Annotated in this window: 18 protein-coding genes and 2 riboswitches; of the genes, 6 read left to right on the top strand and 12 right to left on the bottom strand. The window is 39.3% G+C overall.

Features of this window, described 5'->3' with window-relative positions; all coding sequences use genetic code 11:
* Window positions 1-13 precede the first annotated feature (13 nt).
* Both MMB68_RS14575 and MMB68_RS14570 read right to left on the bottom strand, forming a co-directional pair.
* Entirely contained in the window at window positions 14-1,708 is a 1,695-nt protein-coding gene (locus MMB68_RS14575; protein WP_277448422.1) for a M3 family oligoendopeptidase, read from the bottom strand.
* Between the two features lie 170 nt (window positions 1,709-1,878).
* On the bottom strand, window positions 1,879-2,349 hold the full coding sequence (locus tag MMB68_RS14570; RefSeq protein WP_221782364.1) for a MarR family winged helix-turn-helix transcriptional regulator: 471 nt from the start codon (window positions 2,347-2,349) through the stop codon (window positions 1,879-1,881).
* A gap of 199 nt (window positions 2,350-2,548) precedes the next feature.
* On the opposite strand from MMB68_RS14570, the gene MMB68_RS14565 reads away from it, so the two are divergent.
* Both MMB68_RS14565 and MMB68_RS14560 read left to right on the top strand, forming a co-directional pair.
* Complete coding sequence (locus MMB68_RS14565) at window positions 2,549-3,316, top strand: DUF4931 domain-containing protein (protein WP_025749436.1); 768 nt, start codon at window positions 2,549-2,551, stop codon at window positions 3,314-3,316.
* A gap of 156 nt (window positions 3,317-3,472) precedes the next feature.
* Window positions 3,473-4,204 carry a ZIP family metal transporter gene (locus MMB68_RS14560; protein WP_221782362.1) on the top strand — a complete coding sequence of 244 codons (732 nt, stop codon included), beginning with the start codon at window positions 3,473-3,475 and terminating at the stop codon, window positions 4,202-4,204.
* A gap of 64 nt (window positions 4,205-4,268) precedes the next feature.
* Here the strand turns inward: MMB68_RS14560 and MMB68_RS14555 are convergent, their stop codons facing one another.
* From MMB68_RS14555 to MMB68_RS14510, 10 genes are all read right to left on the bottom strand, one after another.
* Window positions 4,269-4,508 carry an aspartyl-phosphate phosphatase Spo0E family protein gene (locus MMB68_RS14555; protein WP_013082228.1) on the bottom strand — a complete coding sequence of 80 codons (240 nt, stop codon included), beginning with the start codon at window positions 4,506-4,508 and terminating at the stop codon, window positions 4,269-4,271.
* 240 nt (window positions 4,509-4,748) lie between these two features.
* Window positions 4,749-6,089, bottom strand: a complete 1,341-nt coding sequence (locus MMB68_RS14550; protein ID WP_277549136.1) for a CoA-disulfide reductase — start codon at window positions 6,087-6,089, stop codon at window positions 4,749-4,751.
* An 86-nt stretch (window positions 6,090-6,175) separates the two neighbouring features.
* Complete coding sequence (locus MMB68_RS14545) at window positions 6,176-7,210, bottom strand: ABC transporter permease (RefSeq protein ID WP_042992251.1); 1,035 nt, start codon at window positions 7,208-7,210, stop codon at window positions 6,176-6,178.
* Complete coding sequence (locus MMB68_RS14540) at window positions 7,207-8,712, bottom strand: sugar ABC transporter ATP-binding protein (RefSeq protein WP_277549135.1); 1,506 nt, start codon at window positions 8,710-8,712, stop codon at window positions 7,207-7,209. Before MMB68_RS14540 ends, MMB68_RS14545 begins: the two co-directional genes overlap by 4 nt.
* 16 nt (window positions 8,713-8,728) lie before the next feature.
* Window positions 8,729-9,805, bottom strand: coding sequence for a sugar ABC transporter substrate-binding protein (locus MMB68_RS14535; protein WP_277549134.1), 1,077 nt, complete (start codon window positions 9,803-9,805; stop codon window positions 8,729-8,731).
* A 122-nt stretch (window positions 9,806-9,927) separates the two neighbouring features.
* Window positions 9,928-10,443, bottom strand: a complete 516-nt coding sequence (locus tag MMB68_RS14530; RefSeq protein ID WP_013055961.1) for a 1,2-dihydroxy-3-keto-5-methylthiopentene dioxygenase — start codon at window positions 10,441-10,443, stop codon at window positions 9,928-9,930.
* 15 nt (window positions 10,444-10,458) lie between these two features.
* Window positions 10,459-11,097, bottom strand: a complete 639-nt coding sequence (locus MMB68_RS14525) for a methylthioribulose 1-phosphate dehydratase (RefSeq protein ID WP_042992255.1) — start codon at window positions 11,095-11,097, stop codon at window positions 10,459-10,461.
* A complete protein-coding gene (locus MMB68_RS14520) occupies window positions 11,094-11,759 on the bottom strand; it encodes a 2-hydroxy-3-keto-5-methylthiopentenyl-1-phosphate phosphatase (RefSeq protein WP_277549133.1) in 666 nt (221 codons plus the stop codon). The genes MMB68_RS14525 and MMB68_RS14520 overlap by 4 nt, the downstream gene beginning before the upstream one ends.
* Window positions 11,756-13,000, bottom strand: a complete 1,245-nt coding sequence (gene mtnW, locus MMB68_RS14515; protein ID WP_277448335.1) for a 2,3-diketo-5-methylthiopentyl-1-phosphate enolase — start codon at window positions 12,998-13,000, stop codon at window positions 11,756-11,758. The genes MMB68_RS14520 and mtnW overlap by 4 nt, the downstream gene beginning before the upstream one ends.
* 80 nt (window positions 13,001-13,080) lie before the next feature.
* A riboswitch (SAM riboswitch) is annotated at window positions 13,081-13,187 on the bottom strand.
* 130 nt (window positions 13,188-13,317) lie between these two features.
* On the bottom strand, window positions 13,318-14,490 hold the full coding sequence (locus MMB68_RS14510; RefSeq protein ID WP_264409231.1) for a pyridoxal phosphate-dependent aminotransferase: 1,173 nt from the start codon (window positions 14,488-14,490) through the stop codon (window positions 13,318-13,320).
* Window positions 14,491-14,601: 111 nt separating this feature from the next.
* On the opposite strand from MMB68_RS14510, the gene MMB68_RS14505 reads away from it, so the two are divergent.
* From MMB68_RS14505 to MMB68_RS14490, 4 genes are all read left to right on the top strand, one after another.
* Entirely contained in the window at window positions 14,602-15,384 is a 783-nt protein-coding gene (locus MMB68_RS14505; protein WP_028414170.1) for a carbon-nitrogen family hydrolase, read from the top strand.
* Between the two features lie 91 nt (window positions 15,385-15,475).
* A riboswitch (SAM riboswitch) is annotated at window positions 15,476-15,626 on the top strand.
* A gap of 135 nt (window positions 15,627-15,761) precedes the next feature.
* Window positions 15,762-16,934 carry an S-methyl-5-thioribose kinase gene (gene mtnK, locus MMB68_RS14500; protein ID WP_277448333.1) on the top strand — a complete coding sequence of 391 codons (1,173 nt, stop codon included), beginning with the start codon at window positions 15,762-15,764 and terminating at the stop codon, window positions 16,932-16,934.
* Window positions 16,935-16,969: 35 nt separating this feature from the next.
* Window positions 16,970-18,028 carry an S-methyl-5-thioribose-1-phosphate isomerase gene (gene mtnA / locus MMB68_RS14495; RefSeq protein WP_277448332.1) on the top strand — a complete coding sequence of 353 codons (1,059 nt, stop codon included), beginning with the start codon at window positions 16,970-16,972 and terminating at the stop codon, window positions 18,026-18,028.
* 126 nt (window positions 18,029-18,154) lie between these two features.
* Window positions 18,155-18,394 (top strand): hypothetical protein, encoded by a 240-nt coding sequence (locus MMB68_RS14490; RefSeq protein ID WP_221782348.1) that lies wholly within the window; start codon window positions 18,155-18,157, stop codon window positions 18,392-18,394.
* The last annotated feature ends 54 nt before the right edge of the window (window positions 18,395-18,448 follow it).

Here is an 18,448-nt window from a genome sequence, read left to right as displayed (position 1 = left end):
AACGCGGCTTTTTTTATAGCTTTTTATCATCAATACTATTTAAATAGTTTTCAATTTCATCTACCACAGACTGCACGCAGCCCTCTTCGAATGGAGAAATCAAATTCGCTTCCTCTACTAATTCTAAAAACGGCTTACTTCCCCCAAGCTTACACAAATGAACGTAATCTTGCCATGCTTGTTCATGATTTTCTCGATCTTTTTTCCAAAATTGAAATGCACAAATTTGAGCGAGGGTGTAATCAATATAATAAAACGGAGACGTGTAAATATGAAGCTGGCGCTGCCAGAAGCCCCCGCTTTCTAGATAGTGATGGCCGTCATAGTTTTTAGAAGGCATATATTTCTTTTCAATTTCTCGCCACGTTTGTTTTCGTTCCGAAGGCGTCATCTCAGGGCGTTCGTATACAGCATGCTGAAATTCATCTACCGCTACCCCGTAAGGCAAGAAAGTTAAGCCTGAGCTTAAGTGAGAAAACTGGTATTTATCTTTGTCTTCTTTAAAGAACAACTCCATCCAAGGCCATGTAAAATACTCCATGCTCATCGAATGAATTTCAGCTCCTTCATGCGTAGGCCAGTGATACTCATTGGTTTCCATATCTCGGCTGGAATACACTTGAAAAGCATGCCCTGCTTCATGCGTTAACACATCGATATCGCCTGATGTTCCATTAAAATTTGAAAAAATAAACGGCGCTTTGTATTCTTCAATAAACGTACAGTAGCCTCCGCCTGCTTTGCCCTTTTTAGCGACTAAATCCATCAAATTATTTTCAAGCATAAAGGAAAAAAATTCGTCCGTCTCTTTAGAAAGCTCCTTATACATAACCCGTCCATTTTCAATAATCCACTTTTCATCACCTTTTGGCACTGCGTTTCCTGTTTCAAACTGAAACGGTTCATCATAATAAGTTAAGCTCTCTACTTGAATTCTTTCCTGCTGACGCTTTTTTAGTTTTTCAGTAAGGGGAACAATATACTCTTTTACTTGTTTGCGAAAAGCGGCAACCATTTCAGCATCATAGCCTATTCTAGACATACGAGCATAGCCCACTTCTACGAAATTTTTATAGCCTAATTTTTCAGAAAGCTTGGTCCTTACTTTTACAAGTTTGTCGTAAATATCATCAAATTCCTCTTCGTGATCGGTGAAAAATTGAAACTTCGCTTCTGCTGCTTTTTTTCTCATTTCTCGATCAGGTGACTCCATAAACGGATCGAGCTGAGCTAACGTTCTTTCTTCTCCTTCAAATACAATTTTAGCTGATGCCACTAGTTTCGTATATTGAGATGATAGCTTATTTTCTTCCTGCAGCTCTTTTACTATTTCAGGAGAGAACGTTTTTAACTGCATTTCAGCAAGAGAAAACAGCTGCTTTCCCCACTTTTCTTCTAGTTTCTCTTTAAAAGGCGAAGAGATTAAGGCTTTGTAAAATTTCTCTACATATCCTTCTAAAAGCGGCTGTGTTTCATCAAAATAGTCTTGTTCTTCTTTATAAAATTCATTCGCTGTGTCGATAGAATGACGAATATAGCAGATGTTCCCCATTGTACTGTACTGAGAATACGCATCGTTTGCTAGACGAATTGCCTCATTTTGCTGACTGACTGACGCTGCTTCCGTAAAATGTGTAATGGCCTTTTCAAACTGCTTTTCAATTTCATTCATATCAGGTCGCGTATATGTATAATTCTCAAATCTCATCATTTGTTCCCCTTCCTCTATTGTCTGTATGTAACCTAATTCGTTTTTATCCAGCTGTATTCCTGTTAATTTCAATTTTTTGTCACTTTTTATTTTTTATGTCGATTGGTCATGAAAGAAGTCATAGAAAAAACTCGTTTGTTCAACAGAAACAAACGAGCTTTCCTTAATTAATTAGTCGATTCCGGCAAAAATTCATCTGCATAGTGCCCTAGTTTCTTAAGCAGCGAAATGGCAACTTCCTTTTCTTCGCTAGATAAAACGGATAAAATATCATGAATTCTTTTTTCGTGACTCGGAAACATGCTTTCAATCATTTCCTTGCCTTGCTTGGTGATAGCTGCATAGGTTACGCGACGATCGTTCGGACAAGCAACGCGCTCTAAGAAGCCTTTTTTCTCAAGCTTGTCTACTACATACGTAATACTGCCGCTTGCCAACAGAATTTTTCCGCCAATTTGCTGAAGAGGCTGCTGGCCTTTGTGGTACAATAACTCTAGGACAGCAAATTCGGTTGGATTCATTCCATGCTGTTGAATAAATTTATGCACATGATCATTAATTGAACGATTGGCACGAGATAGTACAATAAATAATTTAAGAGATTGGTCTAACTCTTCTCTAGTTACATCATTCGTCATTTTAATCAGTTCCTTTAATATTATCTTGATATCAAGATAATACTAAAATTTCCCTTCAAAGTCAATCAAAGCAGGCTTATTTCATCGGTTATTCTCTCCGCTTGTACAATTTTTTTGATAAAAAATGTATATAAGTGGATTTATACATATGCTTTTAATACAATAAACATATGACCATTACATAAAAAGGTGAATGATTATGAAACCAACCCATTTATTATTTAATTCCGCGATTGGTTCACAAAAGCCTGAAACAATCGTTAACCGGCAAAATCCCTGTCCATTTTGTGACGTTGAATCTCTCACAGGCATCATTGAAAAACAAGGACCTATCATTTGGCTGAAAAATAAATTTCCTGTTCTGCAAGATGCTTATCAAACGGTTATTATTGAGACCGATGAATGTTCTTCAGAACTGTCTATTTATCCAAAAGAACATCTGTACACCTTGCTGAGCTTCGCTACTGAACGATGGATATCGATGATGAACAGCGGTGAATATGCTTCTGTTCTTTTCTTCAAAAACCATGGACCTATGTCCGGAGGATCGTTACGGCATCCTCATATGCAAATTATTGGTTTAAATGAGATGGATGTAAATGAAAACGTGAAGCTAGAGCAGTTTGAAGGAGTCACAATTGCCAAAAATGAACACGTCACATTTAATTTATCTGTAAAACCTAGAATGGGCTTTTTTGAATTTAACGTGATAACGGATCAGCTTGACAAAGAGCTGCACGCATTTGCAGATTATCTTCAAACGGCTGCTCACTATTTATTAAATCATTTTCATCGTAGCTGCACGAGCTACAACTTATTTTTTTATAATCTTAAAAACGGCAAAATTGCGGCGAAAATCATTCCTCGCTTTGCCACATCTCCTTTGTATGTAGGATATGGCATTCCTCAAGTTTCCAATAAGCTTGAGCATATTGCTAACCAAGTTCAGGAGCTGTACTTTACCTAAAAAGTTGAACCTTCACTGGTTCAACTTTTTTGTAAGGTTATTGCATAAAGCTATTCATTTTTAAAATAGTCATGCTCATAGAAACCAAAAAAACATACACTAAAAGAACGATGTGAATTGAGGATAAAAAGAAGAATACGTAAAAGGAGACGGTTTATGACTGAGGTACTAATTGGAAGCATTCTTTCTGCGCTATCGACTGGAGTAGGCGCTTTGCCTATTCTGTTTTTGAATCAAGAACTCACTCATCGCTGGAAAGATATACTTCTTGCGCTCACTGCAGGTATTATGACAGCTGCTTCTACTATGAGCTTGATTCCAGAATCTCTTCAAAGCGGCGGATTTTTTGCCTTAGCAATTGGCTTACTGCTTGGAGTTGTAACATTAACACTCTTGGAGCAGAATATTCCTCACATTGATCTTGAGCATTCTAAAACCGGCATTCAGTTTGATGAAAAAGCGCTTTTAATTGTTTCCGCTATTACTTTACACAACCTTCCTGAAGGATTGTCTGTTGGTGTTAGCTACGCTTCAAATGTTGAAAATACAGGGAACTTAATTGCCCTCGCAATCGGTCTTCAAAATGCACCTGAAGGACTGTTGGTCGCGCTATTTTTAGCTCAGCAAAATATTAGTAAAATAAAAGCATTTTTAATTGCGACCCTTACAGGCTCCGTTGAAATTGTAACGTCTTTACTCGGGTTTTATTTAACTAATTTTGTTGATTCTCTCGTTTCATATGGATTAGCTTTTGCTGCTGGAGCCATGCTTTTTATTATTTATAAAGAGTTGATTCCAGAAAGTCACGGCGATGGAAACGAAAGATTTGCTACTTATTCGTTTATTTTTGGTATTTTGTTTATGATTTTTTTAATTAACATTTTTTAAAGCTGAAGAGAGGCCACGGGCAGCGTAATTGTTTTACTGCCCGATCCCGAATGCTTGTCCTGCATTACAGCTTTGAAAAAGATAAAAAACGGCTAATCAGTGTGGCAAACGATGTCTTTTCTTCCTCTTCTTTTAAACGCTGCTTTTGATAAACGAGTAAGAGCTGATCAAGCTCTTGACTACAGGTAACGGTTTCTTCATTAGTCAGACCTTTTTCTTCTCCGAGCTGCACCATCTTTTGTCTTTTTTGGACGATTTCCACTAATAATCTCTCTGATTTCGTTCTATTTCTCACTCCAAACACAAAATCCTCTCCTATGACAAAGAAATTAGCTTATAACGCATTATTACAAATTCTACTAAAAATGTAAATAGAGTCGCAATAATAGACATTTTTTTCGCGAAAAAATTATTTTGTCGGAATTTACAAACGCTTACATTACTATAGGAATACCGTTTATCTTTTTTTTACAAGTTGTTTTTCGACAAAAGATGCTGCTTGTCGAATAAAAAAGTCACCGTCTTTTGTAAGACGGTGACTTTTTTATTCGGCTTTCTGGGCAGCAATTTGTACAGCATCCCATACCGTAGCAAAAGGAGGAGCATACGAAAGATCTAGCATGGTTATTTCATCTGTTGTGAGGCGACAAGTAATAGCTGTCGCAAATACATCGATTCGTTTTGCTACTCCTTCTTTACCAATCATTTGAACCCCCAAAATCTCTTTTGTTTCAGGATGATAAACAAGTTTTATCACAATCTTTTCAGCTCCTGGATAGTAAGAAGCATGACTCGGAGCCTCGGCTGTGATGGCTTCGTATAAAAGAGAATTTTCTCTTGCTTCTCTTTCTGAAATGCCGGTTTTTCCAATTTCATAGTCCATCACTTTGACAATACTTGTACCTACAACACCCGGAAATTCTCTATTTTCTCCCCCTAATCGGTAGCCAAGAACCCTTCCCTGCTTATTGGCAATGGTTCCAAGAGCAATATGAACATCTTTTTTTAATACGCGGTGATAGCTCGTTGCACAATCTCCTGCTGCGTAGATATGAGGCACGTTGGTTTCCAACTTCTCGTTTACTAAAATAGCTCCATTTTCAAGCATTCTTAGTCCGTTTCTTTCTAAGAATTGCGTATTCGGACGAACTCCTACATTTACAATCACCAAATCCGTTTGGTACGTTTGACGGTTTGTTTGAACGTGAGTGACGAAACCATCTGAATGCAGCAATGCTTCCACTTCTTCTTCGAAATGAAATAAAATATCGTCATCTAGCCGCTTTTGTAAATGCTCTGCCATGTCTTGATCTAAAATAGATAGAATCTGCTTTCCCTGTTCAATGACCCGTACTTCTTTTCCCAAAGCCTTCATTGCTTCAGCTACTTCCATTCCGACATATCCTCCGCCGATAATGGTGACTTTTTCTACGGAGTGAGCCTGTAGATATGTATAGATTCTTTCGCTGTCTTCTAATGACTTTAATGTGCATACATTCGGCATGTTATCACTCATAAAATTGGGTTTAACAGCCGTTGTTCCAGTTGCAATGATGAGTTCATCATATGTTATCTCTTTTTCAGCGTGCGTTTTTACATCTTGTGCTACTATGTATTTTTTTGTATGATTTACTTCTTTAACTTCGTGAAAAAGATGGACGGAGATATTTCGCTCTTCAAACTCTTGTTTCGTACGAGCAATCAAATCGTCTTTTTCTTTTACAACACCTGACAGATAGTAAGGCATGCCACATGCGCTGTAAGAGATATCTCCACCTTTTTCAAACACAAGGATTTCCACTTCTTCTTTTTCTTTCATCCGGCGAAGCTGTGAAGCTGCGCTCATTCCGGCGGCTACTCCTCCTATAATGACGACACGTTTCATCTATACTCCCTCTTTCTACATAAATAATAGATTATACTATTGTTTTTCCTTATTCTTCCCGATTTCAAACGAAAAAAAACGGCTGTTTACACAGCCGTAGATGTTTGTTTCGAGCGGTAATACGTTAAAGCCAAGGCTCCTGCTAATACAGCTCCTTTAATAATGTCTTGCATATAATACGGAACATTTAGCATCGTTAATCCATTTAACAGCACACCAATTAAAATAGAGCCAATCAGCGTCCCGAATACATTCGGTTTCCCTGCTCCAAATACGGAAAAACCAATGTATGTAGCAGCTACGGCATCCATTAAAAATGGTGAGCCCGCGTTCACTTCTCCTACTCCAATACGGGCAGCTAAAACGACTCCTCCAATTCCAGCAAGCAAACCTGAAAACATATAGGCATACATACGGTAACGATTAACCGGTACACCCGAAAGTCTTGCTGCTTCTATGTTACCTCCTGTTACGTAGAAAAAACGCCCAAACTTCGTATAGGAAAAAACGATATGAACAAGCAGCACAGTCAGCAGCATAATGATAACAGGAACAGGAATACCTAGAAAGTGACCTTGCCCCAGCGCAAGGAAAGAAGGAATAAAAATTCCCGGAGCTCTGTCTCCGCTTGGTAGAGGCATATTGGTATAAATAGCTGAGCCTTTTGTATACGTTAATAAAATCCCCTGTACGATGAACATCATGGAAAGAGTGGCTAAAATATCAGGAATCTTTACTTTCACTACTAAAAAAGCATTTACTAACCCGATAAGAAGCGATGCAATAATCGGAACAATGATAGCGACTGCAATTTCTTGTCTGTGTAAAACAAGCATAGAGGCTGATAAAATAGTGGCTAACCCAGCCGTAGACCCTACAGATAAATCCAGCCCATTGACGGTTAACGATATCGTCACACCAAGCGCTATTAAGGTAACAATGGAAATAGAACGCAGGATATCACTAATGTTTTCTCCTGTTAAAAAGTTAGGTGTGGCAATGGAGAAAATAATCATAATAACAAAAATCATTAAGACTGTCCCATATTTATAAAAAAAGTCGAAAACGCTTATTTTTCTCTTTGGTTTCGCTACAGGTTCTGTTACATACTCCGCACTCATCCTTTTACTCCTCCTGCTGTATAATAAAATAATTTTTCACTAGTTGCTTCTTCTTTGGATAATTCTTTCACGATTTTTCCGTTGTACATAACATAAATTCGATCCGCTACCCCTAGCAGCTCCTCGAATTCACAGGTTGCATAAACAACGCCTTTTTGCTGTGACACAAGATTTGTAATTAAATCAAATATCTCTCGCTTGGAGCCTACATCAACTCCTTTAGTTGGTTCATCAAACAACAGTACGTCAGAATCCGTAACAAGCCATTTTCCGATTGCTACTTTTTGCTGATTTCCGCCGCTTAACGTTCCAACTGACTGCTCGATAGAATGAGACTTTACGCCAACTTGCCCAGTCGTTTTCTGCGCTTTTTCCTTGATCTTTCCTCGCTTTAGAAACGAATAATTTGTAAAGCGGGATAGACTTGGCAAAACTAAGTTATCGGCAATCGATTCATGAACAAAAATTCCTTCTTTTCTTCGTTCTTCAGGAACAAGAGAAAGACCTTGTGCAATATAATAATACGGCTGCTTATTCAACTTTAGTTTCTTGCCTTTTAACCGAACGCTGCCGCTGACATATTGCTCTAAACCAAATAGACTTCGGCAAAGCTCCGTTTTCCCCGCTCCTACAAGCCCTGCAATACCGACTACCTCTCCTTCTTTTACATGAAAAGAGATATTAGAAAGGCGCCCTGGAAGAGATAATACTTCTACATGTAAAAGTTCGTTTCCAACTTCTACTGATTTTTTGACCCACTGTTTTACAGAAGACGTTCCTAACATGAGCGTAATCACGTTTTCAATTGATGTATGTGAAGTTTCTTTTGTAGCTACATAGCGTCCGTCCTTTAAAACCGTTAAGCGGTCGCAAATATCAACCACTTCTTGAAGGCGATGTGAAATGTAAATAATGCCTACTCCGCTTTTCTTCAGCTCTCTCATCACAGAAAACAATTGTTTCGTCTCTTCCACACTAAGAGGTGCGGTTGGTTCATCCAAAATTAAATAATCAACATTCTGTACAATTGCACGTGCAATAAGCACCTGCTGTTTTTCTGATAGAGTTAAATCAACGACATTTTTTTTAACGGATAGAGAAGAACCAAGTAAAGAAAGAGCTTCTTCCGCTTTCTTATAAATAGATTTCCAGTTTACAAATGCCTTACTTTTATTAGAAGCCTGCACGTCTAACACAATGTTTTCAGCTACTGACAGCGAAGGAATCAGCGCTACATCCACTTCTTGGTGTACAATTCCAATTCCGCGGCTCTTCGCTTCTTTAGGAGAAGAAATAGAGATTTCTCCTCCGTCTTTATAGATTTTTCCTTCGTACTCGTCGTAAGCTCCGCACAATATTTTCATCAACGTACTTTTACCGGCACCATTGGCTCCCAATAAAGCATGAATTTCCCCTTTTTGAACAGTAAAATCAACTTTGTTCAGCGCTTGAAAAGAACCAAAGTTTTTTGTAATGTTCTTCATTGAAAGCTCGTTCGTCATGTCTGTCCCTCCACTTCTACTCTTTTTTGCCCCATTCTTCTACGTACTGACTAAGCTGATCCATATTAATCGTTTGATTAGGCAAGTCAGTTTGTTTGACTAAAACCGGATCAAAGGAATAATAACGAGGGATTTCTTGACCGGAAATCTTTTTAAGAAGCAGATCAACTTGCTTTTCTCCTACTGAAGCTGGATTTACGGCAGCTGACGCTTTCCACGGGCTGTTTTTTGCCTGCATCATTTGCAGATCTTCATCAGATAAGTCTACTCCGTACACTTTAATCTCGTCTCGTCCTGCTTCTTTAATAGCTCTTGTGACTCCTTTTGCAAATTCGTCCCATGGCGCCCAAACAGCCGCAATGTCTCCTTTATTTGGATACTGCTTCAACACAGCTGCCATTTTATTTTGCGTGTCTAGAGAGGTGTTGTCCGTTGCGCTTCCGAACGTGGCAATTTGTTTTACATCTGGATAGCGATTCATCATAATTTTATAAATGCTGTCGCGCTTTTCCATCGGTGCAAAGCCTCCAACAAATGCATATACAATATTTCCTTTTCCATTAATGTCCTGCATCATTTGTTTCAGACCCTGCAGCGCAAGCATATAATCGTCTTGATCAATGGTTGTAACGCCTTCTACTTTTAATTCTACGTCTGTTGCAATAACGGGAATTCCTTTTGCAATCGCGCGCTTCACGCCAGGTTCAAGGGTTTCAGCCCGGCCGTGGTCAATCATAATGCCGTCAACATTTTGGTTAATAGCCGTGTCTAAATAAGCCGCCATTTTAGATTGATCATTGTTTGAATCAGAAACGGATAGCTGTACTCCTGCTTTTTTAGCCGCTTTTGTCACACCTGTTATGTACTGAGCAGCGTGAGTGCCTGATGTAAATTCAGAAATAAGCGCAATTTTTGTATCTTTCGTAATCTTTTTTCCTTCTTGCTGTACAGGCTTAGCAGAAGCCGCTTGCTGCGCTGGAGCTGCCTGTGCTTTCTCGTTTAGACTTGGCTGTTCTTTCGTGCAGGCAGCCAGTGCAAAAACTAGAAGCACGAGCAAAGTAAGTGGCCACAGCATTTTTTCACTCTTTTTCATGGTGTTCCTCCCATTAAACTTATTATTCATATAAAAATAGTTAGTTTTATAACAATCCAAAGAATACCCCGCTTTTAGATGTAAAAGCGGGGTGATCATGACCTATGCTTTACAAGTAGTTGTTATGCGTAAATAGGTACCCATCCTTCAGTTGTCACGAAAATTCGGACAGCGACTACTTTACGATCTTCCATTAATGTAAAGTAATGAAGAATGTTTTCTGGTACTGAAATTAAATCGCCCGGCTCTAATTCAACATCAAAAAATTCGCCGTCTTTTCCTTGAATAACAAAGATTCCATGACCGCTTACAATAAAGCGAACTTCGTCATCTGTATGAATATGCTTGCGCTGAAAGTTTTTTAACAATTCATCAATATTTGGTGTAGATTCCGATAACGAGATAACATCTTGCGCTTTATAGCCGCGGCGTTCAGAAATATCTTTAATATCCTCACCAAAAGCGTTTAAAATTTCTGTTTTTTCTTCATCAGTTAAATCATATTTTTCACGAAGATTTTCTGGAAGTTTTGTAATGTCCCAATTTTCATAAATAACTTCATTGTTTGCCAGAAAAGCTGATACTTCCTCTTGAGTTTCAATTCTTTTATTGTTTACATGTAAGCGAATTTGCGCCATTGCTGTTTCCTCCTTTTATAAATGCACCTTTGGCTTAATGCCTTTAAGTGACAGTAATTTCACATGGTAGCTAAATAGAAATTCATAGGCTTCTAGCGCTTTTTTTGTTTCAAACGCATTTTTCCCCCATACCGTAATCCCGTGGTTACGAATTAAAATCGCGCCTTGATCGCCTTTTATATGGTGAGAAAACTCTTCTGCTAGTGTCGGAATATCCGAGTAATTCGGAATAATCGGAACAGTAATTTCCGCATCTTCTTCCCAAATACCCAGTGCCTTAATAATTTCTTGGCCTTTGAATGAAATAAGCCCTTCATCTCCGTACAGTTCAGAGATCACGTTGTTGTCGATTGTATGTACATGAAGACTGCACCCAGCGTTCGTTAACTCGTAAATCTTAACGTGTAAAAGCGTTTCAGCAGAAGGCTTTAAATGCGTTTCTTCTGCAGGTTTTCCATGTTGATCAACTAATAAAAAATCTTCATTTGTACGTTTTCTTTTGTCTTTTCCACTTGCTGATACAAAGAAAGTTGTCGGATTTTGGTCCACTTTAATTGCTAAGTTTCCGCTTGTACCGAAGAACCAATCGCGTTCTGCCAACTCATCTTTTATATCCGCAAGCTCATGCAACCTTTGCTGAGCCATGATACTCATGCTTTCACCTCTTCTGTTAATTCTTGTAAATGATGAATGACATCATAAAAAGTAGAAAAAGGACGATACGGTAGAGATAGCTCTTCGCATTTTTCAATTAAAAAGTCACGTGCAATGACAGTGTCAGCTAATTTGGCAGCCTGCAAATCCGTAATGGAATCGCCAATAACAACCGTATGATCTCTTTCATCTGCAAGATTGCGAATAATCGTTGGCTTACAGCAGCCGCAGTCATTTGTACACTGTTTATCACATGTATGAGGCCACGTAATGGAAATATGCTCACCAGAAAAATCAGATCCGTTGCAGTAGAGCATTTCCTCTGCAACTCGATTTCCCAAAAGCGGTTTTACAAAAAAGTCAATTCCTCCGCTTACAATATAAAGCGGAATATGATGCTCTTTTGTATAGGCAATAAAATCATCAAATCCATCTCGAATAGCAGACGTCTTTAAAATATAAGAAATAATATCTTCCTTTAATTCCACGGGGAGTAAGGCAAACATTTGCCCTACTCCTTCTTGAATAGAAACGCGCTGTGCTAGCACGTCGTCTTTAATACTTTCCCACTCCGGAGGAGCAAATTGTTTCATAATCGCAATAATGTTATCACTATTTGTGATTGTTCCATCAAAGTCACAAAAGATTTTTAACGATGTCATGCTTTCACCTCTACTGTTCCCCATAGTTGCAAAGCTTTTTGCAACTCTTTTGATTCTTCCGCTTTTTCGGCTAGTGTTTGATGAGAGAGTACTGCATCTATCGCCGCACGGAATGCCTTTCCTCCTCCGATAGCGCCGTCTGGATGACCGTGAACTCCGCCTCCTGCATTGATAATGCTGTCGATTCCAAAGTCCTTCACAAGCTGCGGTACCATTCCAGGATGAATTCCTGCTGAAGGAACCGGGAAAGTCTGCTTATATTTGTACACAGGACGCGTTAATTCGTAGGCAATGCCTGTCGTGTCTTCAAGAGAAAGCGCTACGCTTCCGTATGGTGATGGAAATAGCGAAAAATCTGCTCCGGCTAAGCGTAATAGCTTTCCAAGCAGTAATGAATTTGAAAAACCGTAAAACTCTGATGGCGTAAGCGCTCCGCTAACAGCTGGGTGAGCCATAATCGGCAAGTTAATTTCATCATCTTCTCGAAGTGCCTGCAGTACGTCTAATCCGTAAGCAAATACGTTGAATAAAAGAGCATCGGCTCCTAGCTCAGCTGCTTTTCTCGCTTTTTCTTTTAATTCAAACGTTCGTCCCGTTAAATTAACAGCATACAGCGTGCGGTGTCCCGTTTTTTCGTATACTTCATTCAGTACTTTTTTTCCCTCTGTAACGCGAGCTTCAAAAGGTGTTCGTTCACTATCAAACAAAATCTCGTCGTCTTTAACCAAATCCACTCCGCCAAGCGCTTGCTCACGCAGCTGAGTTGTTAAGTACGTCATGTCTCTTCCAATCACGCCTTTAAAAATACTCATCACAAGCGGACGGTCATAAACGCCTAGTTTCTCTCGTATACCTTCTATTCCAAAGCGCGGTCCTGGGAATTCAGCTAATAATTCATCAGGAAAATCCAAGTCTAATAATTTCACTTTTCCATCAAGTGATAGTTTTCCGAAAACAGTAACTAAAATAGCCGGTAAATCTCTTGAAAAGTTGGCAGTTGGATAAGCAATTTTGACAATAGCCTGCTTAACCTCTCTGCCTAAATATCCGTTAACACGTTCGCAATCTTGAAGCTCCGTTACGGACACGACGCGCCCTTTATGCTTTTGAAGCTGCTGCTGATCTAAAAGCGGCAGATCTGTCCATGAGCCGACGGTTAGTCCTAAAGCGATTCCTTCCGCTTTTTTATGAAAATTTCCTTTATTGTCATGTAGTAAGTAGCTTGCAACGATTTCACTCATTATGCTAAAAACTCCCTTGCTGTTTAATATCGTTAATAAAAAAAACCTCTTCTGTGATTAAGAAGAGGCTTTCGTTGCTCTTCTTATCTCTCAGCTGCTGCTGCAAGAATTAGCACCGTGCTTAACATGCGTTAAGTCGGTTGCCGGGCTTCATCGGGCTAGTCCCTCCACCTACTCTTAATAAGAAAGTTGCTATTTATTTAAATTGAATTCGTAGATTATATACTAAATAAAAAATACCGCTAGGATTTATCGGTTATTAATCTCGTTAACTTCTTACATATTAAGCCAACTCAAAAAGGATTGTCAATGCGTTTTTAAAATAAATTTAATTTTTTTATTCGAGATACAGCTTCTCTCATGCGCTCTTCATCCGTCAGCAGTCCTACGCGCACATAGCCTTCACCATATGTTCCGAAGCCTACTCCAGGTGCCACTACAACGTGGGCTTTTTCAAGAAGTAAATCTGAAAATTGTTCAGAAGTATATCCTCCAGGAACTTTTAGCCATGCAAAAAAGGAGCCCGCTGGAGATGTAACGTCCCAACCAATTTCTCGAAGCCCTTGAATAAATGTATTGCGTCTAGATTCATAGCGCTTAACTAAATCATTCACACATTGTTGAGATTCTAACAGAGCTGCGGCTGCTGCCTCTTGAACCGCTCCAAAGAGACTGACATACATATGATCTTGAAGAAGATTAATAGCTTCTACTACACTTTCATTTCCTACAGCAAATCCAACTCGCCATCCCGCCATGTTATACGTTTTAGAAAGAGTATAAATTTCAATTCCCGTCTCTTTTGCACCAGGAGTCTGTAAAAAGCTGATTGGCTTTTTACCATCAAATCCAATTGCTCCGTAGGCAAAGTCGTGTACCACACAAATATCGTGCTTGGCAGCAAACGCCACGGTGTCTTCAAAAAATTCTGCCGTTGCCACTGCACCAGTAGGATTATTGGGATAGTTTAAAAACATGAGCTTTGCCTGTTCTTTAGCACGTTCACTTATCTCTTCGTATACGGGTAGAAAATGATTTTTAGCCGTGAGCGGCATCACTTCCATCTTGGCTTTTGCAAGCTCTACTCCAGACCAGTAATCAGGATATCCAGGATCCGGAACCAGCACCGTATCTCCAGGGTTTAATAAGCACTGCGGGATTTCAACAAGTCCACCCTTCCCGCCAAACAAAATAGCTACTTCTTTTTCGGGATCCACATCAACCCCGTATTCTCGCTTATAAAAAGTCGCAACGGCCTCTTTCAAAAACTGATGCCCCCGAAATGGAGAATATTTATGATGTATAGGATTAGCGCTTGCTTTTTGCAGTGTTTCTACAATATGTGAAGGAGTAGGCTGATCAGGATTTCCCTGCCCTAAGTTAATAACGTCGTGCCCTTGGGCCATTACTTTTCCTACCTTGCCTACAAGTGATGCAAAAAATTGTTTTGGTAAACTTTTTAATAGTTCCGATTGCTCAAATTGTTTCATCATCGCACACCTTCTCAAAAAATTCTTGAAATTCTAGTCACAAATAATATATTGTAATACTCAACTTGTAAAGTCATTTTTTTCAACTACTAAAAAAGGACGGATGATAAAGTGAGTGTAAAAATTACGTGTTTGCAGCTTGATATTGCGTTTGGAAACCCAACTAAAAACCGAAAATATATTCAACAAAAAATGACAGAAGCTCTGAAAGAAAACCCTGATATCCTGGTGCTTCCTGAGCTATGGGATACAGCTTATGATTTGACGCGGCTAGACGAAATTGCAGATGATGAAGGACAGCAGGCCAAGCAATTAATCTCTCAGTTTGCTAAAACGAACGAAGTAAATATTGTGGCAGGCTCGATCGCGAAAAAAACAGAGCAAGGCGTCACGAATACGATGTATATTTTTGACCGAAAAGGTCGTGAAGTATCACAATACAGTAAACTGCACTTGTTTAAATTAATGGATGAGCACCTCTATCTAGAAGCAGGAACGGCAAAAAATCTTTTTACACTTGAACAGTCACTATGCGCAGGAGTTATTTGTTACGATATTCGTTTTCCAGAATGGATTCGGGTTCATACTAGCAGCGGAGCAGAAGTCTTGTTTGTTGTCGCTCAGTGGCCGGCTCCAAGACTTGCCCACTGGAAAGCACTTCTCATTAGCCGTGCAATCGAAAATCAATGCTATGTAATCGCGTGTAATCGTGTAGGCCAAGATCCTAATAACACATTTGCCGGACATTCCTTAGTCATCGATCCGTGGGGAGAAATAATCGCTGAAGCTGGCGATAGCGAAGAACTTTTAAGTGCTGACGTTAACCTGGAACTTGTAAAAGAAATTCGCAAACAAATTCCTGTCTTTACAGATCGCCGCACAGAATTTTATTAATTATGTATTGACAGCCGTTTTTTTGCATGATACGATTTTCACCAGATATCATAAAATATTCAAACAAATCAAAATTGAATAAGTAATCGTACTCTTATCAAGAGTTGGCTGAGGGATTTGGCCCTGTGAAGCCCAGCAACCGACCGTCATTCCATCCTAAGATGGATCACACCCGTAAAACATGTTTTACAAAGGCACGGTGCTAATTCCAACAGAAAGTAATTCTTTCTGGCAGATAAGAGGTTTGAACACTACAATCAAGCCTCTTTCCAACGAAAGAGGCTTTTATATTTTCTAAAATTATAAAAGCCTCCATATATTCTTAAACCTATTAACTTAGTAAACAAATCAGTTTAATAAACTATGGAGGGATTCCGATGTCAACAACAAAAACAGAGAAGTATCAGCCTTTAACAGAAATTTCAGCAATCAAACTTGTGAAAAAGCTAGGTCTTTTTGATGCCACAGAAGCGCTGACTGCCCGTGAAATTGGTGACGGCAACTTAAATCTCGTCTTTCACATCATAAATGATCAAACGAATAAATCCATTATCGTCAAACAAGCACTTCCCTATGCAAAAGTTGTAGGCGAAAGCTGGCCTCTATCATTGAACCGTGCCACAATTGAAAGCAATGCGCTCAAGCAATTTGGTGCATTTACGCCAGAACTTGTGCCCGCTGTTTATTACCACGATGAAACGCTTGCTGTTACGGTCATGGAAGATCTGTCTCATTTAACGATTTCTCGCGCCGGACTTATTCAAGGTGAAAGTTATCCTCTGCTCTCACAGCATATCGGTTCTTTTTTAGGACATATTGCGTTCAAAACGTCTGATTTCGCCTTAAAGCCTCAGGATAAAAAAGAAGAAATTGTTAAGTACAGCAACCCGGACTTATGCAATATTACGGAAGATTTAGTTTTTACAGATCCTTTTTTTGATATTGATACAAATGAATTCGAAAAAGCGCTGCGTCCTGATGTAGAAGAATTATGGAATGATAGTGATGTAAAGCTACAAGCAGCAAAATTAAAATATAAATTTTTAACAAATGCGCAAACGCTAATCCACGGTGATTTACATACAGGCAGCATCTTTGCTAGCAGTCAAGAAACAAAAGTGATTGATCCAGAGTTTGCTTTTTACGGTCCGTTTGGATTCGATTTAGGACAATTTGTTGCGAATTTATTTTTAAATGCTCTTTCTCGAGAAACAAATCGCGAACCATTATTTGAACACATTACGAACACATGGAACGTATTTAAAGATACCTTTACTGCGCTTTGGCATTCTGAAAACACTGAACCTTTCGCTAAAGATGAGCGCTTATTACATGAAATTTTAACGCAAACGTGGCAAGATGCTGTTGGATATGCAGGATGTGAAATCATTCGACGTACAATTGGCTTAGCTCACGTCGCAGACTTAGACGAAATTTCTTCAGAGGAAAGAAAAATTAACGCTAAACGTACTGCGTTAAAAATTGGACGCTATTTGCTTCTGCACCAACAAGACGTTTCACCAAATGAATTTGAACATTTACTTCGATAACGAATAATGTACACAATGAAAGGATCGGTATCAGCATGACAAATACACTATCACTTCCGCGCTCAGTGGAATGGAATGAATCATATATTACTTTATTAGATCAGCAGCAGCTTCCTGACAAAGTTGAATATATTAAGCTGCAAACCATTAAAGACGTATGGGATGCTATCACTACCTTGAAAGTACGCGGAGCCCCTGCAATTGGCATTACGGCGGCTTTTGGTCTTGCTCTTTCTGCGCTTAGCTATGACACAGATTCAGTCAAGGAATTTAACCAAAAGCTAGCTCTTGATCAACAGTATTTAGCTAGTTCACGCCCTACTGCCGTCAATTTATTTTGGGCACTAGAACGCGTAGCAAAAAGCGCTGAGTCGGCTTCGTCCGTTAATGAAGCTAAAACAAAAGTTGTTCATGAAGCTATTCAAATTCAAGTAGAAGATGAAGAAACGTGCTACCGAATTGGAGATCATGCTCTTTCTTTATTTAAAAAGAAAGATAAAATCATGACCATATGTAATGCTGGTTCAATTGCTACAGCTTATTATGGAACAGCCTTAGCACCTTTTCACTTGTCTAAGCAGCGCGATATTCCGCTTGAAGTATTTGCCTGTGAAACAAGACCTGTTCTTCAAGGTTCTCGCTTAACAGCATGGGAACTTCAGCAGTCGGGAGTGGACGTTACGCTGATTACGGATAATATGGCCGCTCATACGATTAAAACAAAAGGAATTAATGGGATTATTGTAGGCGCTGACCGCATTGCAGCAAATGGCGATACGGCTAACAAAATTGGAACATATGGACTTGCTCTTTTAGCGAAAGCATTCGGTATTCCATTTTACGTAGCAGCGCCGCAGTCCACATTTGATTTATCTATTCAAGACGGCAGCAGCATCCCTATTGAAGAACGTTCACCTAAAGAAGTAACGCACATTGGAGATACGCAAATTGCTCCAGACGGAATCTCTGTGTACAATCCAGCTTTTGATGTGACGCCAAGCGAACTGATTACGGCCATTATTACAGAGCATGGAATTATCCATTCCCCGTCTTTTGAATCCATTCAAAAAGTTTTGCTGCAATCCGCTCAATAACAAGAGGCTGAGACAAAAGTATTTTAGCCCCACTGAAAAACGAACTATTAATCAACATGTTTGATTAATAGTTCGTTTTTTTTGTTATGGTGAATATAGTTTCATCTATTTCGTTCCTTCTAGCAGTTGATTGGAGGGCAAGGCGAAGACTCCTGCGGGAAAAGCGGAGCAGGTGAGACCCCACAGGAGCGTATGCGACGAGGAGGATCAGCGCCCGCCCGCGGAAAGCGAAGTCTTGTACGGAAATCAACTGCGGTGTCACAAGCGGTTCAGCTCATGTATACGAGTTGTTCGTCTTTAGATGGCATTGATTTTGTTATGTCTCAACCTCTTTTAGTAAACAGCGCTTTTCGGCTGCATTTGTAACACAATTGTAACAGTACTCTCTTCTTTTTCTACATATATTATAGGGGATTCTTT

The sequence above is a fragment of the Priestia sp. Y58 genome (assembly GCF_029522095.1).
GTDB classification, from domain to species: Bacteria; Bacillota; Bacilli; order Bacillales; family Bacillaceae_H; genus Priestia; species Priestia megaterium_E.
This window is presented reverse-complemented; position numbering and strand designations above follow the sequence as displayed.